This window comes from Geothrix sp. PMB-07 (genome assembly GCF_030758935.1).
GTDB lineage: Bacteria > Acidobacteriota > Holophagae > Holophagales > Holophagaceae > Geothrix.
Genome location: NZ_CP132333.1, coordinates 2902744 through 2926242 on the forward strand (window position 1 = coordinate 2902744; position 23499 = coordinate 2926242).

General features: G+C 60.0%; 18 protein-coding genes and 1 pseudogene. 8 read left to right on the forward strand and 11 right to left on the reverse strand.

What is annotated here, in order from left to right:
• Position 1 precedes the first annotated feature (1 nt).
• Positions 2-1708: an ABC transporter ATP-binding protein gene (locus tag Q9293_RS12785; protein ID WP_306247079.1), complete on the reverse strand. Its 1707-nt coding sequence runs from the start codon at positions 1706-1708 to the stop codon at positions 2-4.
• A 157-nt stretch (positions 1709-1865) separates the two neighbouring features.
• Here Q9293_RS12785 and Q9293_RS12790 point away from each other — a divergent pair, with 157 nt between their 5' ends.
• Genes Q9293_RS12790 through Q9293_RS12800 form a run of 3 tightly spaced genes read left to right on the forward strand, consistent with a single transcriptional unit; the run spans position 1866 to position 4596 of the window.
• Complete coding sequence (locus tag Q9293_RS12790) at positions 1866-3233, forward strand: ABC transporter substrate-binding protein (protein ID WP_306247081.1); 1368 nt, start codon at positions 1866-1868, stop codon at positions 3231-3233.
• On the forward strand, positions 3215-3895 hold the full coding sequence (locus Q9293_RS12795; RefSeq protein ID WP_306247083.1) for a hypothetical protein: 681 nt from the start codon (positions 3215-3217) through the stop codon (positions 3893-3895). Before Q9293_RS12790 ends, Q9293_RS12795 begins: the two co-directional genes overlap by 19 nt.
• On the forward strand, positions 3892-4596 hold the full coding sequence (locus Q9293_RS12800) for a hypothetical protein (protein WP_306252460.1): 705 nt from the start codon (positions 3892-3894) through the stop codon (positions 4594-4596). The genes Q9293_RS12795 and Q9293_RS12800 overlap by 4 nt, the downstream gene beginning before the upstream one ends.
• On the opposite strand, the gene Q9293_RS12805 is transcribed toward Q9293_RS12800, so the two are convergent.
• Positions 4597-5901, reverse strand: a complete 1305-nt coding sequence (locus tag Q9293_RS12805) for an L-serine ammonia-lyase, iron-sulfur-dependent, subunit alpha (RefSeq protein WP_306247085.1) — start codon at positions 5899-5901, stop codon at positions 4597-4599. It lies immediately after the preceding gene.
• A 71-nt stretch (positions 5902-5972) separates the two neighbouring features.
• Between Q9293_RS12805 and Q9293_RS12810 the strand changes: the two genes are divergently transcribed.
• Positions 5973-6446 carry a peroxiredoxin gene (locus Q9293_RS12810; RefSeq protein ID WP_306247087.1) on the forward strand — a complete coding sequence of 158 codons (474 nt, stop codon included), beginning with the start codon at positions 5973-5975 and terminating at the stop codon, positions 6444-6446.
• Between the two features lie 113 nt (positions 6447-6559).
• On the opposite strand, the gene Q9293_RS12815 is transcribed toward Q9293_RS12810, so the two are convergent.
• Entirely contained in the window at positions 6560-7339 is a 780-nt protein-coding gene (locus Q9293_RS12815; RefSeq protein WP_306247090.1) for an enoyl-ACP reductase, read from the reverse strand.
• A 203-nt stretch (positions 7340-7542) separates the two neighbouring features.
• Between Q9293_RS12815 and Q9293_RS12820 the strand changes: the two genes are divergently transcribed.
• The 3 genes from Q9293_RS12820 (at position 7543) to Q9293_RS12830 (ending at position 9993) form a co-directional block, all read left to right on the forward strand.
• Entirely contained in the window at positions 7543-8625 is a 1083-nt protein-coding gene (locus Q9293_RS12820; protein WP_306247092.1) for a lipopolysaccharide assembly protein LapB, read from the forward strand.
• Between the two features lie 167 nt (positions 8626-8792).
• Positions 8793-9317 (forward strand): type II secretion system protein, encoded by a 525-nt coding sequence (locus Q9293_RS12825; RefSeq protein ID WP_306247094.1) that lies wholly within the window; start codon positions 8793-8795, stop codon positions 9315-9317.
• A gap of 151 nt (positions 9318-9468) precedes the next feature.
• Positions 9469-9993 carry a type II secretion system protein gene (locus Q9293_RS12830; RefSeq protein ID WP_306247096.1) on the forward strand — a complete coding sequence of 175 codons (525 nt, stop codon included), beginning with the start codon at positions 9469-9471 and terminating at the stop codon, positions 9991-9993.
• A 243-nt stretch (positions 9994-10236) separates the two neighbouring features.
• Here the strand turns inward: Q9293_RS12830 and Q9293_RS12835 are convergent.
• From Q9293_RS12835 to Q9293_RS12870, 8 genes and pseudogenes are all read right to left on the reverse strand, one after another.
• A pseudogene (locus Q9293_RS12835) lies at positions 10237-11293 on the reverse strand (IS3 family transposase); the annotation flags it as partial.
• Between the two features lie 305 nt (positions 11294-11598).
• A complete protein-coding gene (locus Q9293_RS12840) occupies positions 11599-13380 on the reverse strand; it encodes a hypothetical protein (RefSeq protein WP_306247098.1) in 1782 nt (593 codons plus the stop codon).
• A 290-nt stretch (positions 13381-13670) separates the two neighbouring features.
• Positions 13671-15698 (reverse strand): glycosyltransferase family 39 protein, encoded by a 2028-nt coding sequence (locus Q9293_RS12845; RefSeq protein WP_306247100.1) that lies wholly within the window; start codon positions 15696-15698, stop codon positions 13671-13673.
• Positions 15695-16468, reverse strand: coding sequence for a glycosyltransferase family 2 protein (locus Q9293_RS12850; protein WP_306247102.1), 774 nt, complete (start codon positions 16466-16468; stop codon positions 15695-15697). Before Q9293_RS12850 ends, Q9293_RS12845 begins: the two co-directional genes overlap by 4 nt.
• 185 nt (positions 16469-16653) lie before the next feature.
• The gene (locus Q9293_RS12855) at positions 16654-17085 is read right to left on the reverse strand and encodes a type IV pilin protein (RefSeq protein WP_306247104.1); all 432 of its coding nucleotides are present in this window, start codon (positions 17083-17085) and stop codon (positions 16654-16656) included.
• 44 nt (positions 17086-17129) lie between these two features.
• Entirely contained in the window at positions 17130-18332 is a 1203-nt protein-coding gene (locus tag Q9293_RS12860; RefSeq protein ID WP_306247106.1) for a type II secretion system F family protein, read from the reverse strand.
• A gap of 70 nt (positions 18333-18402) precedes the next feature.
• Positions 18403-19530 carry a type IV pilus twitching motility protein PilT gene (locus Q9293_RS12865; RefSeq protein WP_372342212.1) on the reverse strand — a complete coding sequence of 376 codons (1128 nt, stop codon included), beginning with the start codon at positions 19528-19530 and terminating at the stop codon, positions 18403-18405.
• A gap of 65 nt (positions 19531-19595) precedes the next feature.
• A complete protein-coding gene (locus tag Q9293_RS12870; RefSeq protein WP_306247109.1) occupies positions 19596-21449 on the reverse strand; it encodes a GspE/PulE family protein in 1854 nt (617 codons plus the stop codon).
• 80 nt (positions 21450-21529) lie between these two features.
• Between Q9293_RS12870 and Q9293_RS12875 the strand changes: the two genes are divergently transcribed.
• The gene (locus Q9293_RS12875) at positions 21530-23488 is read left to right on the forward strand and encodes a hypothetical protein (RefSeq protein ID WP_306247111.1); all 1959 of its coding nucleotides are present in this window, start codon (positions 21530-21532) and stop codon (positions 23486-23488) included.
• Positions 23489-23499: the final 11 nt, after the last annotated feature.

Here is a 23499-nt window from a genome sequence, read left to right on the forward strand (position 1 = left end):
GTCAGGCTCCCCGCACCAGCTCCCGCTCCAGGCTCTGAAGGCGCTTGAGCCGGGCGAAGAGACTGGCTTGCGCGGCCAGTTCTTCCGGTGTGCCGAGTTGGATGGGGAGCCCTTCTTCCAGCACCAGCACCCGGGCGCAGGTTTCGGCCACGAACACGCGATGGGTCGCCAGCACCAGGGTAGAGGTGCCCAGGAAGCCCCGCAGGTTCTCCAGGATGCGGCTTTCGGTTTCGGCATCCACCGCAGACAGCGCATCGTCCAGCAGCAGCAGACGCGGACGGCGCAGCAGGGCGCGCGCCAGGGCCGTGCGCTGGCGTTCGCCGCCACTGAGGATCACGCCCCGCTCTCCCACGATGGTGTCCAACCCCTCGGGCAGGCGGCGGATCAATTCGTCCATGGCCACCACCCGGGCGATCTCCCAGATTTCCTCTTCGGTGGCCTCGGGCCGGCCCATGGCCAGATTCGTCCGCAGCGTGTCCGAGAACAGGAAGGCTTCCTGCGGCACCCAGCCCAGCCCCGCCCAGTGGCGGCGGATGGTCTTCTCCGACAGGGACTCGCCATCCACCAGCATGCGCCCCGCCTGGGGCTCACGCAGGCCCGCCAGCACCTGCAGGAGCAAGGTCTTGCCCGAACCAATGCCGCCCACCACCGCCAGGCTGTCGCCAGGCGCCAGGCTGAGATCCAGGGGCCCCAGGCCGCGGCCGGTTTCAAAACGGTGGCTCAGTTGCTCCAGCCTCAGGGCGGCGGGAACCTCTGGCAAGGTAATGCTCTCAGCGGGTGGCAATGAGGGCTCTGGGCTGTTCAGCAACTGATCCAGGCGCTCCTGCCCGGCCTTGGCGCGCTGGAACAGGTTGGCGGACCACCCCATGCTCATCATGGGCCAGGCCAGGGCCACCAGAAAGCCGGTGAAGGCCGTGAGATCGCCCAGGGTCAGGGCATGGCGCACCACCAGGCTGCCGCCATAGGCCACCAGCACCAGCAGGGACACGCCGCTGATGAGCGCCGAGAGCGGGGCGTAGGCGCTGAAGATCACCGACTGTTTCATGCTGAGCATGGCGTGGCGGCGGCTCAGGGCGCCGAACTGCGCCACGCGGGCCGCCTCCAGCCCGAAGGCCTGCACCACCCGCTCACCGCTGATGGTCTCGTGGCTGAAGGTGGTCAGGGCCGAGAAGGCTAGCTGCAGCTTCTGCTGCACCATGTGGCTCCACTTGCCGATGATGTAGAAACCCAGGGCCAGAAAACAGAAGGGCAGCATCACCGCCAAGGTGAGGCGCCAGCTGGTGTGGAACATGAGGCCGAGCGTCACGGGCAGGATGGACAGCACCTGCAGGAAGCTCATGAGGCCGGGGCCGGTGGCCATGCGCACGGTGCCGACATCATCGCCCAGGCGAGACATGAGGTCGCCCACCCGCTGCCGCTCGTAGAAGGCGAACGGGCGGCCCAACAGAAAGCTGTAGAGGGATTCGCGCTGCTCCCGTTCCACCTCCCGGCTGAGGCCGATGAGGGTGTTCCGCATGAGGTAGCGCCCGATGCCCGCCGCCAGCGTAAAGCCCAGCATCCAGGCCAGGAAGACCCTCGAGCCATGCCAATCCTGTCGCTCCAGGGCGTTCACGGCCCGGCCTGACCAGTAGGGCACCACCGAAGCCGCCACGCTGCACCAGATGGTGGCCGCCAGCCCCCAGTACAAGGTCCGCCGGTGGCGGGCCATGAGGGGCCACCACCACCAAAGCTTCGAGTGTGAAAGATCCGCCAACCGGGCCTCCAGGCATTTAGAGTAGCAACACCAATCGACCCGCCGGAGGTCAGGAAGCATCTTTCTCTGGAGGCCCGTCCGGCGCATCCTAGAGGAAATCCCCGGATCCCCCATGCGCCGCTTGCTTCTGCTTCTGGGCCTCGCCTGCCTGGCCGCCCTGCCCCTCCCCCTGACCGCCCAAATGGTGGAGGAATCCATTTCCCGCGATCCAGGCCCCCTGGACTTCATCCAGGGCGATAGCTACGAGCAGTGGATCCTGCAATCCCTGGCCGGGGATGCACTGGTTGGGCTGTCCCCCACGGGGAAAGTGGTGCCCCGTCTGGCTGCCACTTGGAAGGCGCAGAAGAACGGAACCCTGGTGTTCACGCTGCGGTCGGACGCCCGCTACACCGACGGCAGCCCGGTGCGCGCCGAGGATGTGGTGTGGACCTTCCAGGAGCTGCTGCAGAATTCCAAGGCCAGTCCCACGAAGCGGGCCATTCTGGAGGGCGCGCAGGTGGGCATGGACCAGGGCCATCCCTGGATCCGCTCCTCCAAACCCGCAGGCCGCCTGCTCATGGAGCTGGCACGCGTCCCCATCGCGCAGGAGGCCCACCCCGAACGAGGTTCCGGCCCCTTCGCGTTCCGGAAAGAACCCGGTGCCTGGGTGTTCACCCGGCGCGATCACTTTCTCAAACCCCGCATCGAAGGCATCCGCTTCCGCCTGCTGCCTGATGCTGCTGGAGTCATGGCCGCCCTCCAGAAAGGCTGGCTGACCATCGGCGCTCCAGCCCAGCGGCGGCAAACGGAAGTGCCTCCGACCCACCGCCTGGTGACCCAACCCATGCACGCCCAGCTGGTGACCTGGAGCCGGATGGGTGTGGGTGCGCTGCAGCTGCTGGAGCGATGGCGGCAGGAGGCCTTCCCGCCCCAATTGCTGGCCCTCAACGCCCGACCCAGCAAGGGCCTGTGGCCCGAAACGCTGGGCTTCGACAGCCAGGAGATCACCGCGGGCACCGCCCCGCCCAAGGGTCCAGGCGTGCTCCACCTGCTGTACCCCGCCGGGGACGAATCCGTGGAAAAGCTGCTCCTGGCCCTGCGAGAGCGGGCCCGAAAAGACAGCTTTGACCTGCAGCTGACGCCGGTCGAACAGGGACTCCTTGCGGATCGCCTTCAGAAGGGGGATTTCCAGCTGGCCTGCTCCATGGTGGTGTTCGATCCCCACCCCTGGGCAGTGCTGGAATACCTGGAGCCGCAGGGCCCCATGAACTTCACCGGGTGGAAGCACCCGCGGCTGGGGGCTCTGCTCCCCAGGCTGCAGCAACCCGGCGATGCGGCCTGGAACGACCTTCAAGCTCTCTGGGCCAAGGCGCCAGCGGCCCTGCCCCTGCTGGATTTCCAGAGCGTCATCTGGGTGGATCGCCGCCTCCAGGTGGAGCCCAGCCCTATGGGCCTGTACCTGCACACCCCAGGAGCCGCCGGGTGGCGTTGGGTTCAGTAGCGCGTCATCTGGCTTCCCGGTTGGCCATCTGGGCGCCGGGCCTGGCCGTGTGGGTGCTGGCCTTCGGCCTCGCCTTGGGTCTGCCGGGCGCCACCTGGAAGGCCGCAGCCCCACCGATCTTCCCCTGGGAGGCCCTGGGGCCTGCCCTCTTGGCCATCGCGGTGCTTTCCCTGCTGACGCCTTGGCTGGCCTGGCTCCAGGGCCCAACCCTGGCCACCCGACCTTCCCTGGCCCTGCTGGAGGCGCCGCCGGATTTGCTGTGGGGCGCGCTCCTGCTGGCATTGTGGCCTGCGGCCTGGGGGCCTCCGGGCCTCACGGGCTGGCTGCTCGCCTTCCTGGCCGCGGCCCTGCCCAGCGAAGCCCGCTGGCTGGCCCAGGCCATGCCCTCGGAGCATCCCTTTCCCCAGGCCCTGGGCCGCCAGGCGGTAAGCCGGGTGCGACGCCTGGTGCTGGCTCGCCTCTGGGGGCGGTGGATGGCGGCCCGTCTGCCCGTGTGGCTGACGGCCACCCTGGTGCTGGAGCGCGTGCTCGGCGTGCCCGGCCTGGGCACCGACTGGATGACGCGGGTGGCGCTACGCGACCGCGCGGGTTTGGCGGCTTGGGTGGTGGCGCTGGCCCTGCTCTGGGCCCTCTCCCAATTCCTGGACCACGAACCCGCATGAGGTGGCGCCTGGCCTTCTTGGGGGCCCTTCTCCTCCCGGACCTGCCCCTGGATCCCTTCCGCGGCGGCCTCGCGGCCTCGCTGCGACACCCCTTGGGCACCGATGACCTGGGCCGGGATGCCCTCCTGCGGCTGCTGCTGGCCTCGGCCCGCAGCTTGGGATTTGCCAGCGCCTGCGCCCTGCTGGGCCTGGCCTTGGGCTTCCTGTTGGCGTGGCGTGGGAATCGGCTTCGCGGAGCCTGGTCGGCCTTGCGCAGCCTTCCGCCCCTGCTCTTCCTGATTCCCCTGGCCGCAAACCTCGGCGGCCTTTCTTCCCTGCCGCTGGGCCTGCTGCTGGGCGGCCTCCTGGCACCGCATCTGGAACCCGCCCTGCGGGTGCGGCTGGATCCCCTCCGGCATTCTCCGGCTTGGTCCGGGGAGCGCTTGTTAGGCGCCCCTTGGCCCTCCACCCTGCGGCGCTGGGCTCCCTGGGGTTGGCAGCAGGCCGCCGCCCTCCTTCCCAGCGCCTGGCTGGGCGCCCTTTGGGGCGAGGCGACCCTCTCGGCCCTGGGCCTTGGTCCCGGCCCGGGCCATGACAGCCTGGGCCGTCTGCTGGCGGAGGAACTGCCCCGCCTCGGGTCGGATCCGTCCCTCCTGGGCTGGGGGGCTATGGCTGCAGTGCTGCTGCTGGCCTGGGTTTCCGTGGAGTCGCGAAGGGCCTGATCAGGCCGGGCCCAGCTTGGCCTGCATGATGTCGAGAATCTCCGTATCGACGCCCACCATGCCGTGCTGGGCGAGGCGGCCAAGGTTGGCCAGGGAGGATTCGCCGCTGTGGCCGACGATGCCATCGGTCTCGGGAATCCCGAAGCCAGCCAGGGCCAGGGTGGCCGAGCGGAATGCGGCCTCCACGCCGGTCATGGCCTTCATGGCGCAACCGATCTTGGCGCCGTCACAGATGAGGCCCGCCAGGTTGCCCACCATGTTGTGGATGGCCAAGTCCATCTGGGCTGGCGTGCCGCCACCGAGGTGGACGAGCCCCGCCGCGATGCCGATGCCCGCGGCATTGGAGGCGCCGCAGATGGCCGACAGGGTGCCCAGGCGATGAGTGGTGGCCGAGGTCAGCAGGCAGGCCAGCGCCAGGGCTTCCTCCAGGCGGGCCTGGGAATGCCCGGCCCGCTGGCCCCCTTGGGCCCCTTGGGCCCCCTGGGCCTGGGCCCACAGGCTCATGGCCACCGCCACGGTGATGCCCTTGTTGCCCGAGCCCGCCAGGGACATCACGGTCATGGCCTCCCCAGACATGCGGCCTAAAACTCCCGCGCTCACCAGACGGGGAATGCGCAGCCAGGGATCGGCCTCCGCCCCCGGCACGAAGCCTTCTGGCAGCAGACCGATGCAGTGCTCGGCCAGGGCCAGGTTGAGGGCCACGCCTTCGCGCAGGCGGGCGCGATCCGCTTCGGTCAACGTCCCCGCCAACGAGACCAGTTCCACCAGGGAAAGGGCCCCCACCTGTTCGCGAATCCCCGTCTTGGCGGCAGGTCCGGCCTGCGTGGCGGGCAGCGGAACCGGCACCCCATCCACCTCCAGGCGCACCAGGCGGGTGTGTTCCCTTTCCATCACGGCCCGCCCCACGCCCCCTTCGGACGCCACGGTGCAGTCGATGTGGAGCTCGGTGCGCGAGGCATCCACCTCCACATGAACGGCCCCGCGCTCCAGCAACCGGGCCGCTTTGGCTAGGCTTTCGGGGGTGACCAATTCAAAAATCTGCAAGCCCAGCTTCGCATCCTTGAGCACGGCGCCCAGAGCCAGGGCCCAGAGGACCCCCGTCTTGCGGCCGCTGTTGGGAATGCCCACCGCATGGCAGTTCTTGTAGGTGCGGGCGTCGACCACCAGCCGGGCCATGCGCGGCTCGCCCTGATCCTGGCCCTGACCTTGCCCCGCCGCCAGGCAGGCCGCCAGGGCCACAGCCGCCGGTTCAGTGCAGCCCAGGGCCGGTTTCCATTCCGCCGCGAGGTACTCGGTCAGGTTCATAGTGCCCCCGCCTCATTCTGTCTGGATTCAGCCATGCCCCCGGTCACAGGAGCCGCGCTACCCTATGGCCCATGAGCCCCCTTCTCGGACACCCCTTCCCCGCCTTCTCCCTGCAGGACGACCAGGGCACCACCGTCACGGCCAAGGATTTCAAAGGCCATTGGACTGTCCTCTACGCCTATCCCAAGGACAGCACCCCCGGCTGCACCACCGAGGCCTGCGACTTCCGCGACAACCTGGCCCGTGTGCAATCCCTGGGCGCCCAGGTCTACGGCATCAGCCGCGACAGCCTCAAGAGCCACCAGAACTTCATCGCCAAGCAGAGCCTGCCTTTCCGCCTGCTCTCCGACCCCGAGACGGCCCTGCTCAAGGCCCTGGGCGCCTTCGGGAAGAAGATGATGTACGGCAAGGAAGTGGAAGGCATCATCCGCAGCACTTTCCTCATCGATCCCAAGGGCATCATCCGCCACGTCTGGCCCAAGGTCAGCGTGAAGGGCCACGTGGCGGAAGTGATCGAGGTGTTGGCGGGCCTTCAGAAGGACTAAGGCACGTGGTCACGAGAGAAGGGCCACGGTGCTGCACGCGCCGTGGCCCTTCGGGTTTCATTTCCGCTTGGATGCCAAGACAAAGGCCAAGCGGTGCCTCGAAGAGAGACTCCTCATCCAGCCATGATGCTGAAGCCGCCATCCACGTAGAGCACCTGGCCCGTGACGCCGCGGCCCATGTCGCTCAGTAGGAAGACGCCCGCATCGCCCACCTCCAGCTGATCGGTGTCCTTCTGCAGCGGTGTGTGGGACCGGTGCTGCTTGAGCTTGGTGCCGATGCCAGGAATGGCCGAAGCGGCCAGGGTTTTGATCGGGCCCGCGGACACGGCGTTCACGCGGATGCCCATGGGGCCCAGGTCGGCCGCCAGGTAGCGCACCGTGGCCTCCAGGCTGGCCTTGGCCACGCCCATGACGTTGTAGCCCGGCACCACGCGCTCAGCACCGAGGTAGCTGAGGGTGATGATGGAACCGCCCTCGGTCATGAGGGGCTGGGCCGCATGGCTGACGGCGGCCAGGGAGTAGGCGCTGATGTCGTGGGCCACGCGGAAATCCTCGCGGCTGGTGTCCATGAAGCGGCCTTCCAGGGCCCCGCGCGGCGCGTAGGCCACGGCATGCACCACGAAGTCGAGCTTGCCCCACTTCTTGCGGATCTCGTCAAAGGCCATGACGATCTGACTGTCGCTGCCCACATCCATCATCTGCAGGAGGGGGTTCTTCAATTCGGCGGCCAGCTCGCGGACATTCTCGCCCAGACGCTCATTCTGGTAGGTCAGGCACAGATGGGCCCCGGCTTCCTGGGCCCGCTGGGCGATGCCCCAGGCGATGGACCGCTTGTTCGCCACGCCGATGATCAGTCCCCGTTTGCCTTCCAGCAACCCGCCTTTGGCCACCATGCGATCTCCTAGAGTCGTGTCCATACAAGCACTTAGCATACCGCAGAACCGCTTTTTAGCGCCATACCCGAGGTCAGAGCATGCGCTTCACCTTGGAATAGCTACCGACATCTGATCCCTGGGCAGTCCCCCCGGCGGCCATCCCGTGCCGCATTCCAGCCGACTCGGTGCATTCTGAATCCCAGCATGTTGCCGAGGCCCTCGTGACCACCTTCATCCCCACGGCCCTTTTCGCATTGATCCAGGCCTCGGCCCCAACCTTCCGTGCCGACCTCAATGCAGGCCGCTATCTGAAAGTGATGTCCGAAGCCGAACAACGGCTTCGTCAGGATCCGAACGATGCCCTCGCCTGGGCGGCCAAATCCCAGGCGCTCTCAAGCCTCTTGCGCTTCAACGAAGCCCGCGCCGCCGCAGACCGCGCCATCGCCGCGAAACCCGGCTTGGCCGACGCGCTGCTGGCCCGCGGCCTGGCCAGAGCCGGCGAAGCCATTCGGGAGCGGAACCTGGGCAGCCTCCGGAGCGCCCTGGGCGCCATGGATGATCTGCGCGCCGCCACCGAAGCCGATCCCACCCTTGAATCGGCCTGGACCAGCCTGGGCTTGGCCTACGAGATGCTGCCGGGATTGTTGGGCGGCTCCACCCGGAAAGCCCTGCAATGTGCCGACCGCCTGCGGATGGTTTCACCTGCCCGGGGCGACCTGCTGCAGGCCCTCATCCTGCTGGAGGAGGACCGCTGGCACGAGGCCGAAACCTGTTTTGCCCGCGCCCTGACCCGGGCACCGCAGGATCCTGAAATCGTGGGCCAGTGGCTGGATGCCCTGGACGAGCGCCCCGCCAAGAAGGCCCTCGGCGAGGCCGGAAAGAATGCCCGGCTGCTGGCAGAAGCCACCCGTCTGCTCCCCAGCGTGCGCGGCCGGGCCCGGGGGCTCATGGCCGTGAGCGACGCCTACCTGCACGCAGGCCAGCCCGAAACCGCCTGGAAAGTGATCCAGGATCACCTCACCCAGGCCGACGCCCCCAGCCTGATGCGCCTGCAGCTGGGCAAGGTGGCCGCCTCCAGCGGCCTGCATCTGCCCGAAGGTTTGGCCGCCCTGGATCAGGTGCTGAGGGAGCCCCTGGAAGGCGGATCCTCCGGCTACCCCGGCGCCTGGTGGCGGAAAGGGCAGATCCTGAAGGCGATGGGGCGAAGGGATGAAGCTCGGAGGGCGGCGGGAGAGGCGCTGAAGCTGGACCCGAAACATCGGGGGGCGCTGGGGCTCGTTGACGCATTAGGGCCACCCAACTGACCCCACGCGTCAAGTCGTTGAGCCCAGTCGGGTGCCTACCTCCGAACTGCTTCAAGTTTTGCATACCGCAATGCTCAATAATCCTCGATCCGTTCAATCATTACTGGCGCCTTGGCATGGGGATTGATATCTTTCTCTTCGCGGCGCCCGCCCATTAGGAGATTCCCATGAAGAGCCAGAAGGGCTTCACCCTCATCGAATTGCTGCTGGTGCTCGCCATCATCGGCATCATCAGTGCCATTGCCCTGCCGGCGCTGCTGGGACAGCGCGCTCGCGCCCGCGACAAGACGGCCATTCAGGGCAGCATCGGCCGCATCGGCGACCTTGTGGGGCAGTACGACAAGGCCAAGGAAATGATTGCCAATGGTGACACCGGCACCGTCAAGAGCATCATGGACGCCTACCTGTCGACGGCTGTTAGTTCCAAGGACCTGAATCCTTGGGGGACGGCCTCTTCTGATCTAATTTTCGTGAAGGCCATCGACACCGCGACCATTAGTGGTGCCACGGATAAGACGGCATTTGACGCCTCGCTCGCTTCAAACGTTGGCTCTGTTATCGGGCAGGGTTATGCTTTCCTGCAACCCCCTACGTCAGCTCTGCCTGGATTCGTTGGTGTTGCCGTAAAGTTGAACGGCAAGGACTCTGCGGGCAAGAACCTAGTGCAAATCAAGTCCGTTGCCGTTGAATAAATGATACAAGTGGGTTTAAAGGGGAGAGGTCTATGACCTCTCCCCTTTTCTATCCACCCCAAGCCCTATATCTAAACAGATCAATAGTTCACAATTTTTGGCACGATAATTGATCTTTTTTCATGCGGCATTTGCCCAGAAGGAGACTCATATGAAAATTCAAAAGGGCTTTACCCTCATCGAACTGCTGCTTGTGCTGGCCATTATAGGCATTATTAGCGCCATCGCTTTGCCAGCACTACTGGGGCAGCGTGCCCGTGCGCGCGACAAGACGGCCATTCAGGGATCCATTGGCCGCATCGGCGATCTGGTGGGGCAGTACGACAAGGCCAAAGAAATGATTGCTAATGGCGACACTGGAACCATTAAGACCATTATGGATTCCTACCTATCCACTGCTGTCAGTTCCAAGGACTTGAACCCTTGGGGAACTGCCTCCTCAGATCTGATCTTCGTAAAGGCCATCGACACCGCAACCATTTCTGGTGCCTCGGATAAAACGGCCTTCGATGCCTCGCTTGCTTCAAACGTGGGCTCTGTCATCGGCCAGGGCTATGCTTTCCTGCAGCCGCCTACCTCGGCTCTGCCTGGATTCGTGGGTGTTGCAGTCAAGCTAAACGGCAAGGACTCTGCTGGCGCAAATATCGTGCAGATCAAATCAGTGGCCGTCGAATAGCCCCAAAATACATACAAAGTTAAGGAGAGGCAACAAGCCCTTTGATCCGCCCCTGTTTTCTATCGCAGGTTCAATGTAGAAGATCGGACCTCTGAGGGGCCCCTTCGCCAGTGTTTTTGCCCTTGGGAGCGGGTTGATCGAATCAGGATACACCCTCACACAAACCGGGTGAATCAGGCAGGAGAAGGCCCGCCCCGAGGGGCGGGCCTTCTCCTGCGGTCGCTGGGCTCCGGACTGCGAATGGGCCGGAGTCTGGTCATTCAAGGCACTGCGTGGCCTGCGGTGGTTGTAGTCATAGCGCATGCGACCAGCTTGCCCCTGACTTCTGCCATGGACCGGAATATCTCCGTGTTCAGGCACTCATCCCTCAGCCTGCCGTTGAAGCTCTCAATGAAGGCGCTCTCCGTGGGCTTCCCTGGCCGGATGAAGGCCAGGTGCACCGAACGGGCATCTGCCCAGGCATCCATCACCTTCCCTGCGAACTCGCTGCGGTTGTCCACGGTGATCGACTTGGGCTTGCCGCGTTCCCGGAGCGCCAGGTCCAGGGCCTCCGCCACATCGCTACCGTTCAGCCTCGCCTTGCCCCTAATCGCCCCACATTCCCTCGTGAACTGGTCCACCACCGTCAGGATCCGGAAGGGTCTCCCGTCATCAAGTCGGGCCGCCACAAAGTCCATGCTCCAGCGCTGATTCGGGGCCTTGGCCTGCTCTACGATGAGTGGCCTTCTCCGTGCGATCTTCTTCCGCAGCTTCGTCCGAATCATCAGCCCCTCCTCCATGTAGATCCGATAGACGCGCTTCGCGTTCACATGCCACCCCTCACGCCTCAGCAATACCTTCAGGCGCCGATAACCGAACCGCACCCGCGCTGCCGCTAATGCCTTCAGCCGCATTCGCAAGGGAATCTAGGAGTCCCGCCGATGCCGGTAGCGTACGCTCGCCCGACAGATGCACACCAGGCCGCAGGCACGACGCTCGCTGAATCGATAGCCCTTCTGGATCCACTCCACCAGCGAACGTCGCACCGCGGCCTTCAGACTTTTTTTGAAAGCACTTCCTTCAAGATGTGCTTGTCCAGGCTCAGGTCTGCCACCAGGCGTTTCAGGCGGGCGTTCTCGTCCCGAAGCTGCCGGAGTTCCCGCAGCTCAGAGACCCCGAGCCCCTCGAACTGGTGCTTCCACCGGTAGAAGGTCTGGTCCGAGATCCCCAGCTTCCGGCAGATGTCAGGGATCTTTGCCCCATTCTCCGCCTGCTTCAACGCGAAGACGATCTGCTCCTCGCTATGTCCCTTCCTTGGCATCTCTGCCTCCTTGGCTGGGCTCCCCTAAGGATGCCCTCCAAGGCCTGAATTCCACATCATCCCTGGTCTATTTTTCGGGGTTTGGGTCAAGTCGCTCGATTTCCGAACGCCCCATCAGGCGTTCCTAAACCCCAAACCCACAGCCTGATAACACTCAAATTTGTCCAACAACCAGGGGAACACTACATTCATTCGTACACCAGAAATTGCAGGGGTACACCTCACTTTCTGCTGTACCAGATGCGCCCTAGATTTCCATAAATTATTGCCAAATCTACATCTGTGACTCATTTAGGATTGACCATCTAGCGCAGGATAAAATAACTCACATAACTCGCAGCCACAAAAGTTGCCAAGAAGCCATGGACAATAGAGCGAATCCAGGGACTAGTCGGCAAGCCCTCCAATCCACGAGCCATAAGAATGACAAGACAAGGCGTCAGACCAAGTAAATAGGTCGCTTTGAGTGTGGCATAGCTGGGGATCGTCGAGATGTAGATATGAAGGATGGCAGCCACGTAGACCAGTAGAGCGATTAGACAAAGACGGACTTCCTTGTTGGCTCTGCCACGAACGATTCCAATAATCATAAGCACCATTGGTAAGATGGCCAGCAGTGCACAAGACAACATGAAGTCATAGTTCCACGGAGGCCGGAATTCCGACTGGATCACGCCGCTTAGTGATGCGTCAGTCCAGAGGGTTGCATAAAGCCCATCCCATGGGCCTGCCGTTTGAGCAAAAATAGGATGATTCAGAGCCTCACCAAACGTATGCAGGAAAGAAACGGGGACATATCCATGATCTTGCCAATAGGGGGTTCCTCGAGAAGGATCCCAACCTGCAACCCATGGTTTCCCGAGTAATATCCAATTGCGGATGTAATACCAACCTGCTACCCCTGAGATTGAAACGAACCCACTGGCTATAAAACGCCACGAATTCCTGAAAAGGCTCCGACCACTATCGAATTTTCCTTCTGCCCATAAACAAAAAAGTAAAAGGAGAGGGATTAAAAGTAAGACCGTCGTTTTGGCAAGAAGCCCGAGGCCAAGAACAAGTCCTAATCTTAGTCCGAACTTCGCATCTAAAAGATCTTTCCTACTTGCGAATCGCCTGATAACCAAAAGGATAGCGACTGAAGACAGTGCCGCAGCGAGTGGCTCATTTCCTATAACTTGACACAGGTATATATTCATAGGCAGGAAACCGCCCAAAGCCGTTCCTACCACTTGAATATCTTCTCTTTGTGGAAACAACGCCTTTAAGACACAGTACGAACACTCGAGCTGAGCAATCCCGCACAGCACCGGCAAGAGGCGCAGAACGTGTTGACAAGTCTGCTCACCCAGAAAATGAAATACATTATATATTGCAGCATAGAGTATATATGCCAGCGGGGCCTGAAACATTTGCCATCCTTCGGTCGCTAATGGGATCCGCCCGTTCAGAGCAACCGCTTTGATATATTCAAGGTGGCCTGCAGAATCCATTCCTATGCCAAGGGGAATTCGGAATATATTGTTGGCCGCGAGCAGGACCCACAAGATCAGCAATGCCCACCGGAAAGTGGAAGCCGCGGGCATCCACACATTCTTCTTCAGGCGCAGGAGAGACCAACCAACAGTCACGGAAAAAACTAACATCAGCCATGGTGCAACCTGCTGGAGTGCTTGAATACTCGTAGGAAAGGCAAAGGAAATCTCCGGTCTATGAGGAGATCTAGCCAACATGGCCGGCCGCCAGGTTCGCCCACCATCCTTGGTCGTTTCCCAGTCAGGTCCCGTTTGGATCTTGAGAGTTTTACAGTAGGCCAGAACCGCAGGATGCGAGTCAGCACTTTGGACAGCCAGAATAAGCCGATGGGTGCCTGGTGAAAGTGTTGGAAGGGTGACGAACCTCTGATCCCTCCAAGGGTCCCCGTGAGCAAGATCATTTACAAGTTCAAATCCATCGAGAAATACGGCCACACCTCTCATTGCACGAACAGTAAGCACCTGAGGAGACGTAACTTGTGGAACAGAAAAAGTGCCCCGGAACACCGCGCCACGCTCCTGAACTACAACCCCTTGCAAAATGACGGGCATATCGACTCGAATCCAATCTGCCCCGCCCTCCGGAAACAACACGAACGAGGACCCGGAATGAATCCAAGACCTGGTAAGTAATAGGAACAGTAGCAAGGAAATGAAACCCATTACGGGTTTGAACGTTACATGATGTAAAAACCCCTTCTGCACATACCCCCCAAACACTCAGCCCCCTCAATGCCCTAATGTAAAGGCACTCAATTTACGCGTTCCCACACGTAAACAGGCAATGCTGACAGTAGACTAAGGTTGAATAAGTCATAGTATTCATACTAGTTCAAGGGTAATCAGTTGAGATGCCTTGCCTTTTCCAGCTCCAAAAAGGCTTGCTCAAGCAAGGGTGATTGCGGGTTAACTTCCTTAAGGTGGTTAAAAGCCCTTTCCGCCTCATCAACACGTTTCATGCTGAGAAATGCCAGCCCCAGGCGGAAGAGCAATTCGGGATCTCGACCTGTTAACGCAGGAGCGCTCTCCAATTGCTTTAGAGCTTCCATCTGGTAGCCAGACTCACTCAAAAGGCGACTGAGCACTAATCGTGCTTCAAAGGAATCCGGAGCCCTCTTCAGCACACCCTGGAGAATCGCCATTGCTTCCGGTCGATGATCGCGAGACCTCAAAATCATGGCCCAGTCAATTTGAGAAGTAACGGGGTTAACCGGATCTGACCCCGTCCCACCAACATCGGGCAGGTGTAAAATCCTTTCCACAAAAGGAGCGGCCTCTTCGTACCGCCCCATACGAGTCAACAGATGTCCGTGTTTTTGGCAAGCGCCCATAAAATCGGGTTTTAAACGGCTTGCATTGTTATAGTAATATAAAGCATCGTCATTGCGCCCAAGGAGATCCAGCGCATACCCCACCCTATAATGGGATAGATAGAGCGTCGGTGAAAACTTGAGCGCTTTAATGTAAGCTGCATATGCGTTCTGAACTTGATCCCTTTTAAGATATTCATCACCGATATTGATCAAGGCTACGGGATTGTCAACATCCATGCTTAGTGCATTTTTGAAAAGAGTTACATTGTCACGCCATACAGCCGTTTGGGCAGCAGTCAGCGTGAGCATAGTTCCCATGAATGCCGCTCCAGTTGCTAAAGTCAATAATCTGGGAATCTTCAAACGTTCTATGGATTCTTCCACCAGCCAACAGATCATGATAAACACACCAATGAGGGGGATGTATGTGTAACGATCTGCATGGGCCTGCCCCCCCACTTGAACAATACCTACAACGGGTAAGAGGGTAATTAGGTACCAGAGCCATCCCACAATGAGGTAAGGCCTCCGTCGGAACTGAAAAATGGATATCAGGGTAACGATAAGGAGAAAAGAAACAACTCCCGCCACACGCCAAGCAGGAATATTCGCCAGTGACATAGGATAAAAGGCGCTCAGATTCCACGGCCATACCATTTGGGTCAAATATTTGAAAATCGTCATAACAGCGTTAAAGAGTCTCGCGCGAAGCGACCAGCCGCCAAACTCAACCATGGCCCCAATACGCCTTTGGATAACAAAAGTAACCAATGCCGTTATGCAAGAGAGAATCATCAGAGGAATTTTTTCTAAAACCAATTTATAAAACACCTTAGATTTCATTATGGGCCTAAAACCCGCCCATTCAATCCGGCCAAGAGGCCAGGCATCAAATAGCAACAAGGTCAGTGGAAGGGTAACCAGCATGCTTTTGGAGAGCAGCCCAAGCACAAATAGAATCAACACTAAACCATATCGCCTCCAGTTGGCATGGTCCGTATAACGCAGGTAGGCCCAAGAAGTCAGGATCCAAAAAAAGGTACTGAGCACATCCTTGCGCTCGGATACCCAAGCCACACTCTCAACGTGCAGAGGATGAAGGGCAAATAGAAATGCCACACCCGCACTAGGCCATTGCGACTTCGTAAGCCGCCTCAAAAACCCGAATAGGAGAATGCTATTCGCCACATGAAGCAGCAGGCTCACCAAATGGTGACCTCCGGCCCACATCTTGAATACCGAGAAACAGGTCGCGTGAGATAGCCAAACCAGGGGCAAATAGCTTCCGTCATCTCCGGAAGTAAATGCATACTTGATACTTTTCCAACTCAATCCCGACTGGATTGAGGTGTTGCGAGTCACGTAAACCGGGTCATCGAAGGTGACAAAATCGAATTTCACCACTTGAATATAAGCAGCAATCGTAAGGACCACAATTGCCAGCGTAATCAAGATTGCAGGAGATAAATATATCACTCTACCAACAGAATGGTGTTGTTTACAAACGGACTGACTTGGCTCAGTGATCATGTCGCCTTTAGGGTTTTCAAGCATCATTGACGGTCCCCGTCAGAAACATGGGTTGCTGGAAATAAAGGATCCCCCGGGAAACCCAGGCGAGCCCACCGGAATCTTAGGGCCGTTGCCAAACATCCGAACCCATACTGCACACTTCTCCTGAAATTAATGGAGGAAGCCTCTGCGAAATACTTGGTGGGGCAAGTAATCTCAGCAATAGTATACCGCCGCCAAATAATCTGTGCCAGGATTTGATTATCGAACATAAAATCATCACTACATGAACCCAAATTAATACATTTCAACAATTCGGACGAGTACGCACGGTATCCCGTGTGGTATTCAGACAACTTGGCGCCAATAATTACATTTTCAATAAAGGTCAGAGCCCGGTTTGAGACATATTTCCAAAGTGGCATCCCATTCCTCAAAGCATAACCGCCAAGAACCCTTGATCCTAGCACGCAAGGATAGAGGCCTTGAGCGATGATGGAAGCCATGGATGGAATGAGCTTCGGCGTGTACTGATAATCTGGATGAACCATAATAACAACATCTGCCCCCTCTTGTATTGCCAGTCGGTAGCAGGACTTTTGATTGCCACCATAACCACAATTCTGGGCATGAACATGCACTAGTGTTGACGGAAGTGAACGAGCAATTAGGACAGTCTCATCACGACTCGAATCATCAACAAGGATGACTAAATCCACTATTCCATGAGACATTACTTCATCATATGTTTTTTTTAAGGTTCGGGCTGCATTGTAGGCCGGCATGACAACAACGATTTTTTTTCCATCAAGCATACTAATTCCCCATTCACCTAACAAATAATTCAAGGCCAAGACAGAACTTAACTTATATTTTTATTAACCGCAAACAAGCGACGCATTATTGAGGTCGGATGCGAGCTATATACACGCAATATCCTAAACAAACAAGGACATTGTGAACAACTCTTACATGTAAGGAAACAGCACTAAACTTGAATTTATTTATTGTACACCGTGTTTAGAGCAATAGCCCCACTTTGATTTGCAGTCAATACAGAAGCATCGTTCAGAATTGGATCCGTAACAGACAAATCGTAGGAAATACCGTCCGCCTTCACTGTCACACTATAATTCATCTGGCTGGAACCTTTAGGGATAAAGGTAGGGGCCAAATCAGTAGACGGGCGGCTACCATCTGCCTTCCACGTATAGACACCAGCAATGCCATATGTCCCCAGATCAGCTTTCCGAGACTCCAGTGCCATAATCAGCACATATGCATTACTTCGAGCATCCCCGATGACCCGGGCCCGCCGACGCTGGCCGAGGAAACTCGGAATCGCAATGGCACTGATGATCCCGAGAATTGCCAGAACCAAAAGTACTTCAATAAGTGTAAAGCCGCGAGCACGGTTGGATGGGAGCAGCATGCACACCTCCGAGGGTTTGGAGGAGTGTAGCAAGAATTGTGCGGTCAGTCCTTCCCCATCACATTGGCCATGTTGAAGATTGGCATGTACATGGCCACCACAATAAAGCCAATGATGCCACCTAACATTCCAATCATGGCCGGCTCCATCAAGCTTGTGAGATTGGCCACCGCATTATCAACTTCATCCTCATAGAAATCAGCCACCTTGGCCAGCATCGCATCCAAGGCGCCGGTGGCTTCGCCCACCCCCACCATCTGCACCACCATGGGAGGAAACACCTTGGTTTCAGAGAGTGGAGCACTAATATTGCGTCCTTGTTCCACTGCGTCCTTTGATTTAAGGATTGCATTTTGAATGACCATATTACCAGCAGTGCGCGCTGTAATATCCATGCCTTCAAGAATGGGTACTCCGGAACTGATCAGAGTCCCAAGCGTTCGGCAGAAACGAGCTACCGCGACTTTGCGAAGCACATCGCCAAGGATAGGTAGTTTCAGAAGAATGCCATCGATCTGAAGTTGGCCCGCCGGTGTTTTGTAATACTGACGAAGGCCAACAACGATGAGAGCAACCACGATAACAATAAGCCAACTGTAGTTGATTAGAGCATTGGAAATGCCCATACAAATGAGGGTCGGGTATGGCAATTTCGCGCCCATTCCTTCATACATGGCGGAAAATACAGGAATTACCTTTACCATGATAATAACCACAACCGTGATAGCAATAGTAATGACAGCTATTGGGTAAGTCATGGCTCCCTTGACCTTGGCTGTAAGTTTTACCGCCTTTTCAATATACCCTGAGAGCCTCTGAAGAATGATATCCAAAATGCCACCGGACTCGCCTGCGCCCACCATGTTCACGTAGAGGTCGTTGAAAGCCTTCGGGTGCTTAGAGAGGGCCGTCTGAAGGGTAGATCCTTTCTCAACATCATCTCTCACAGATTCGATGATCCGCTGGAACCCTTTGTGGTCCTGCTGCCCGCCTAAGATTTCCAGACATTGAACCAGGGGTAGGCCAGCATCAATCATTACACTGAACTGCCGCGTGAAGATGGCCAGAGCTTTTGCTGGCACCTTGCCAAAGGATTTCCCCCCTTCCGCGGCCAGGATTCTGATGTTCACGACTTCAATGCCATTGCGTTTCAATGTCGCCGCTGCAGCATCACGTGAATCGGAAACCAGGACACCTTCCTGGACCTCCCCCATTCGATTCTTGCCTTTCCAAGCATAAGCGGGCATGCGGACCTCGGCGAGCAGCTGACTACAAGTGTGCCATCAGAATAGGCAGGAAAGGATCTGCGGAGAAGTCCTAGGTGTATTTGATGTTGGGATTTCGCCCACCCAGGATGGAACTGGTGGGTTGAGCGGGCGTATTTGCTCGCCCCCCTGCGGATCCGAGGCCAACGCCCCGGTTGATGAGTTCACGCAACTCATCGGTATTGGATGAGTATTCGAAGGCCTGCTCTTGGGTGATCTCCTTGCGCATGACCAGATCTGCGAGGCTCTGGTTGAAGGTCTGCATGCCGTATTTTTGTTGGCCGGCCTGCATGGTGCCGTAGATCTGGTGGATCTTATCCTCGCGAATGAGGTTCCGGATGGCCGAGTTGGGGATCATGATTTCCAGGGCCAAAGCCCGGCCTTTGCCACTGGCCTTGGGAATGAGGCTTTGGCAGACGACCCCTTCCAGCACCAGGGAAAGCTGGGCTCGGACTTGAGGTTGCTGGTGGCTGGGGAACACGTCGATGATGCGGTTGATGGTCTGCACGGTGCTGTTGGTGTGCAGCGTGCCGAAGGTGAGGTGGCCAGTTTCGGCGATCGTCAGGGCTGATTCGATGGTCTCCAGATCGCGCAGCTCACCCACCAGCACCACATCGGGATCCTGGCGAAGGGCCGATCGCAGGGCCTTCTTGAAGCTGTGGGTATCTGCGTGGATCTCCCGCTGATTCACCAGAGCCCGCTTGTGCTTGTGGACGTATTCCACCGGATCTTCAATGGTGAGGATGTGAAGCGGTTCCTCTGCATTGATCTTGTCCACCATGGCCGCCAGGGTGGTGGACTTGCCTGACCCCGTCACCCCCGTGACCAGCACCAGGCCTCGGGGCTTGTCGCAGAGGGCCTGGATGGAGGGCGGCAGGCCCAGCTGGTCGAAGCTGCGGATCTGTTCGGGAATCGTGCGAAACACACCGGCGGTGGCACCCCGCTGGTTGAACACATTGGCGCGGAAGCGGGCCACGCCCTGGAGACCGAAGGAGAAGTCCACTTCCAGATCCTCTTCCAGGCGGTGTTTCTGCTGGTCGGTCATGACGCCGTAGCAGAGCCAGCGCGTCTGGGCGGCATCCAGGGGAGGCAGCTTGAGCGGCACCATGCGGCCGTCGATGCGAATCTGGGGGGCCGTTTCCGTGGTGATGTGCAGATCCGTCCCCCCGTACTCCACCATGGTCTTGAGCAGCTGCTGGAGGGGGGCAACGTAGTTGGCGCCGATATCGCTCACGCAGAACCTCTTTAGAGAACCGTCTCGCGGATGATTTCTTCGATGGTGGTGACACCATCCAGCACCTTGCGGCAGCCTGAACGGCGGAGGGTGATCATGCCCTCCTTCTGCCCCTGCTCCCGAATCTCAATGGCCGAGGCGCCGGTGAGGATCATGTCCTTGAGGGTCTCCGACATCTCCAGCACCTCATAGAGCCCCACACGACCTTTGTAGCCACGCTTGTTGCAGGTCTCGCAGCCCACGGGCTTGTAGAAGGTGATGCCGGCCGCAACCTCCTCAGGCGTGAAGCCCACCTTGTAGAGGGCCTCCTCCGGCTGGTGATGAGTATCCACAGCCTTGCAGCTGGCGCAGAGCCTTCGCACCAGACGCTGGGCGCAGATGATGTTCACCGAGGTGGCCACCAGGAAGGGTTCCACGCCCATGTTCATGAGGCGGTTGATGGTGCTGGGAGCGTCGTTGGTGTGCAGGGTCGAGAGCACCAGGTGGCCCGTGAGTGAAGCCTTGATGGCGATCTCGGCCGTCTCGAAGTCCCGGATCTCGCCCACCAGGATGATGTTGGGATCTTGTCGCAGAAAGGAGCGCAGCGCCGCGGCGAAATTGAGGCCGATCTGCTCCTTCATCTGCACCTGGTTGATGCCGGGGAAGTTGAACTCGACCGGATCCTCGGCCGTCATGATGTTGGTGTCCACCGTGTTCAGCTTGGCGATGGAGGAATACAACGTGTTCGTCTTGCCCGAACCCGTCGGGCCCGTCACCAGCACCATGCCGTAGGGCTTGGAGATCTGGCGGTCCCAGCGCTCGAGGCTCTCGGGTTCGAAGCCCAGCTTGGTGAGGTCGAGCATGAGCTTGTCGCTGTCCAGCAGCCGCAGCACGATCTTTTCGCCGAAAAGGGTGGGCAGGATGCTGACACGGTAGTCGATGACCTTCTGCCGACCAGCCATGTTGACGCGCAGCTTGATGCGACCGTCCTGGGGCAAGCGCCGCTCGGCGATGTTGAGCTTGGCCAGGATCTTCACACGGGAGGTCAGCGGATCCTTCAACTTCAGGTTGGGCCGCATGACCTCCATGAGGATGCCGTCGATGCGGAACCGGATGCGGTAGTTCTTCTCGTAGGGCTCGATGTGGATGTCCGAGGCGCCCCGCTTGATGGCGTCGATGAGCACCATGTTCACGAGCTTCACCACCGGGGCGTCCTCGCTGCCCCGCTTGAGGTTGCCGACATTGACGCTGTCTTCATCATCGTCCGCGGCGTCGAATTCGGCATCCGCATCCAACTCCTGCTCCAGTTCGGACAGGTCGAAATGCTCGTCTTCTTCATTGAAAGGCAGGGCGGCTTCCATGGAGCTGGTCCCAGTAGCCATGGGTCCGCCCCCCCCTCCGTGGCTGGTTTGTGCGCTACGCGGGCTGGCAGTGCCGTCGGCCAGGCGCACGGCGCTGTTGCCGCCATAGTATTTCTCCACGGCCCGAGCCAGGCCCATCTCGCTCGACACGACGGGATCCACGTTGTAGCCCGTGTGGAACCTCACGTCATCCATGGCGAAGATGTCCGTGGGATCGGACATGGCCAGGGTCAAGACATTGCCAGTGCGCTGGAGGGGCAGAACCTTGTGGCGCTGGGCGAGATCCCTGGGGATCAGAGCGATGACACTGGAATCGATGGGAGGCCATTGTTCCAAATCAGCTGCCGGAACGCCGTACTGCATGCCAAGGAAGCTCACGATGTCCTGATCCGAGCAGAAACCGGACCGGGCCACGATGCTTCCGAGCTTTCCGCCTTCTCTCCGCTGGATTTTCATCACCTCGTCCAGCTGGGCTTCGGTGATGAGTTGGGCCTTGACGAGCATTTCCCCGAGCTTGCTGACCACGTGCTGCCTCCAGATTTGGGGTGAAGCGATGGTAACACCTGCGAAGGCCGACGAAGGCCTAACCATTGTATGCTTTTGCCATGTCATCTCCAGGCACCCAGCCCCAGCGACTGCTGCTGGCCCGGCAGTTGGTCCGGGACAAGGGCCTGTCGCGGACCGACCTGGCCTTGCTTGAAGACATCCTCCGCGAGGGCGCACGGGATCTGGAGCCGCTCATCGAGGCCACCCCGCAGCGGGAGGCGCTGGCCGAGGAATCTCCGGCCCAGGCCGCGCTCCGCCGGAACCTGGGGTTCTTCCTGGCCTTCCTCCATGGGTTCTCGCCCCGAAGGCTGGGTGAAGCGCGCAACGCCATGGGCCTGGTCATGCTGCACAGCCTGGGGCGCCTGGGCGACCAGGCCGAGGCCGCCCACCGCGAACTGCTCGCGGAACTGAAACAGCCGGAATGGGTGACCCAGCTGCTGGACCTGCTCGCTTCCCTGCGGGCCATGTCGCTGGCCCCTTCCGAGGATCAAAACAACCTGCGGCTTCTCTGGTCCGCCTTCCTGGCCGACCACCGCGACGCCTTCCGTGACATTCTCGCGGCCCTGCAGGCCAGCGAACCCGGCGCCGCCAGCGTCGCCCGCCTCAATGCCCAGATGAAGGCCGTGAACCGGGCCATCCAGGGGCAGGGCCGACTGGAGGAAGCACTCACTCGCCTGGCGGAACACCTGGAATCCTGCATTCCTGCTGAGATCCATTCCCGCGTGGAGCCCCTCCTCCTGCTCGAGCACGTGGTGTCGCACTTGCGTCTCAGCCTGGTGCGGCCCTTGGACCGGGGCATCCATTGGCCCGCCGTGGAACAGGTGCGCGGGAGTCTGCGCTGGCTCTGGGACCACCTGGGCTGGTCCCTGCCCCGCATGGACGCCGAACTGTTCCGGGACAGCATGCCGCCCGAGCTGCGGCGCCTCCTCCAGCAGCTGCGCCGGAGTGATCGGCCCGCCTTCTCCCTGGTGGCGCGTGCGCTGGCCAGCCACATTTCCCTGCTGGGTCTCCTGGAATCACTGGAGCCCGCCACCAGTGCGGGCCTGCGGGATCGCTACGCCGCCGTCCCCACCTTCCTGGTGCTGGAATCAGAACTGAGCCGCCTGGCGGAACGGTCCTACGACCCAGCCCGGGGCGAATCGCTGAACCCCTCCAGGCCCGAAACGCATCGCCTGCGCGCCTTCCTTCGCCAGGCCGTGCTCAGCCTCCAGCAGGACCAGAGCACCCTGAGAGGCCTCCTGCAGCAGGCCTTGGCCGGACAGGATGCCGATCAGTTGGCCCTGACCCTGGACAACCTGCGGGCCCTCTTGATGAACCACCAGAAGCAGCTCATGGGCGAACTCGTGGGGATCTTCTCACCTGATGTGCAGAACCGCCTCTTCCCGGAATCCCCCAGCATGATGGAGGAGGGCGAGCGCCTGCGGGTTCGGCTTCAGCGCCTCTGGGAGCAGGTGCCGCCCCTCCAGGGCCAGCTGCTCCTGCACCTCGAACTGCAGGACTGGCCGCGTCTGGCCCTGGGCCTATCGCACACCTTTCGCCACCTCCTGGCCTTCCGGCGGAGCCCCGAATTCCCGCTCATGCGCCGCCCTGACCGTGAAGAGGCCGAGCGCCTCATCGAGGAGATGGGGCAGTTGCTCGAATCCCCCCAGGATGTGCCCCAGGCCCTGCGCGAGGGCATGGATCTGTTGGGTGAACTGCTTCGCTTCCTCGAACTCTTCCTGCTGCGCATCAATGCCCGGGTGCCCCTCATCCGCCAGGATCTGGAGGTGGCCCAGGAAGCCCTGCGGCTCATTTCCGAGCTGCAGAATCATCCTTCCGGCGCAGAGCGCACCCGCCTCTCCCACATGTTGATCCAGACCTCCAAGCGTCTCGGCGTGCGCGATCCCCAGGCCCTGGCTCTGCTCAAACGCTGGATCCGCATCGAGCGCAGTCAGAAGGAAGGCCCGATGCCCTCGCTGGATCAACTGGCGAGCCACCTCCGGCACCTCGCCCTCCGCCTCGAAGCGGCCCTGGGTTAAGCGGGACCACA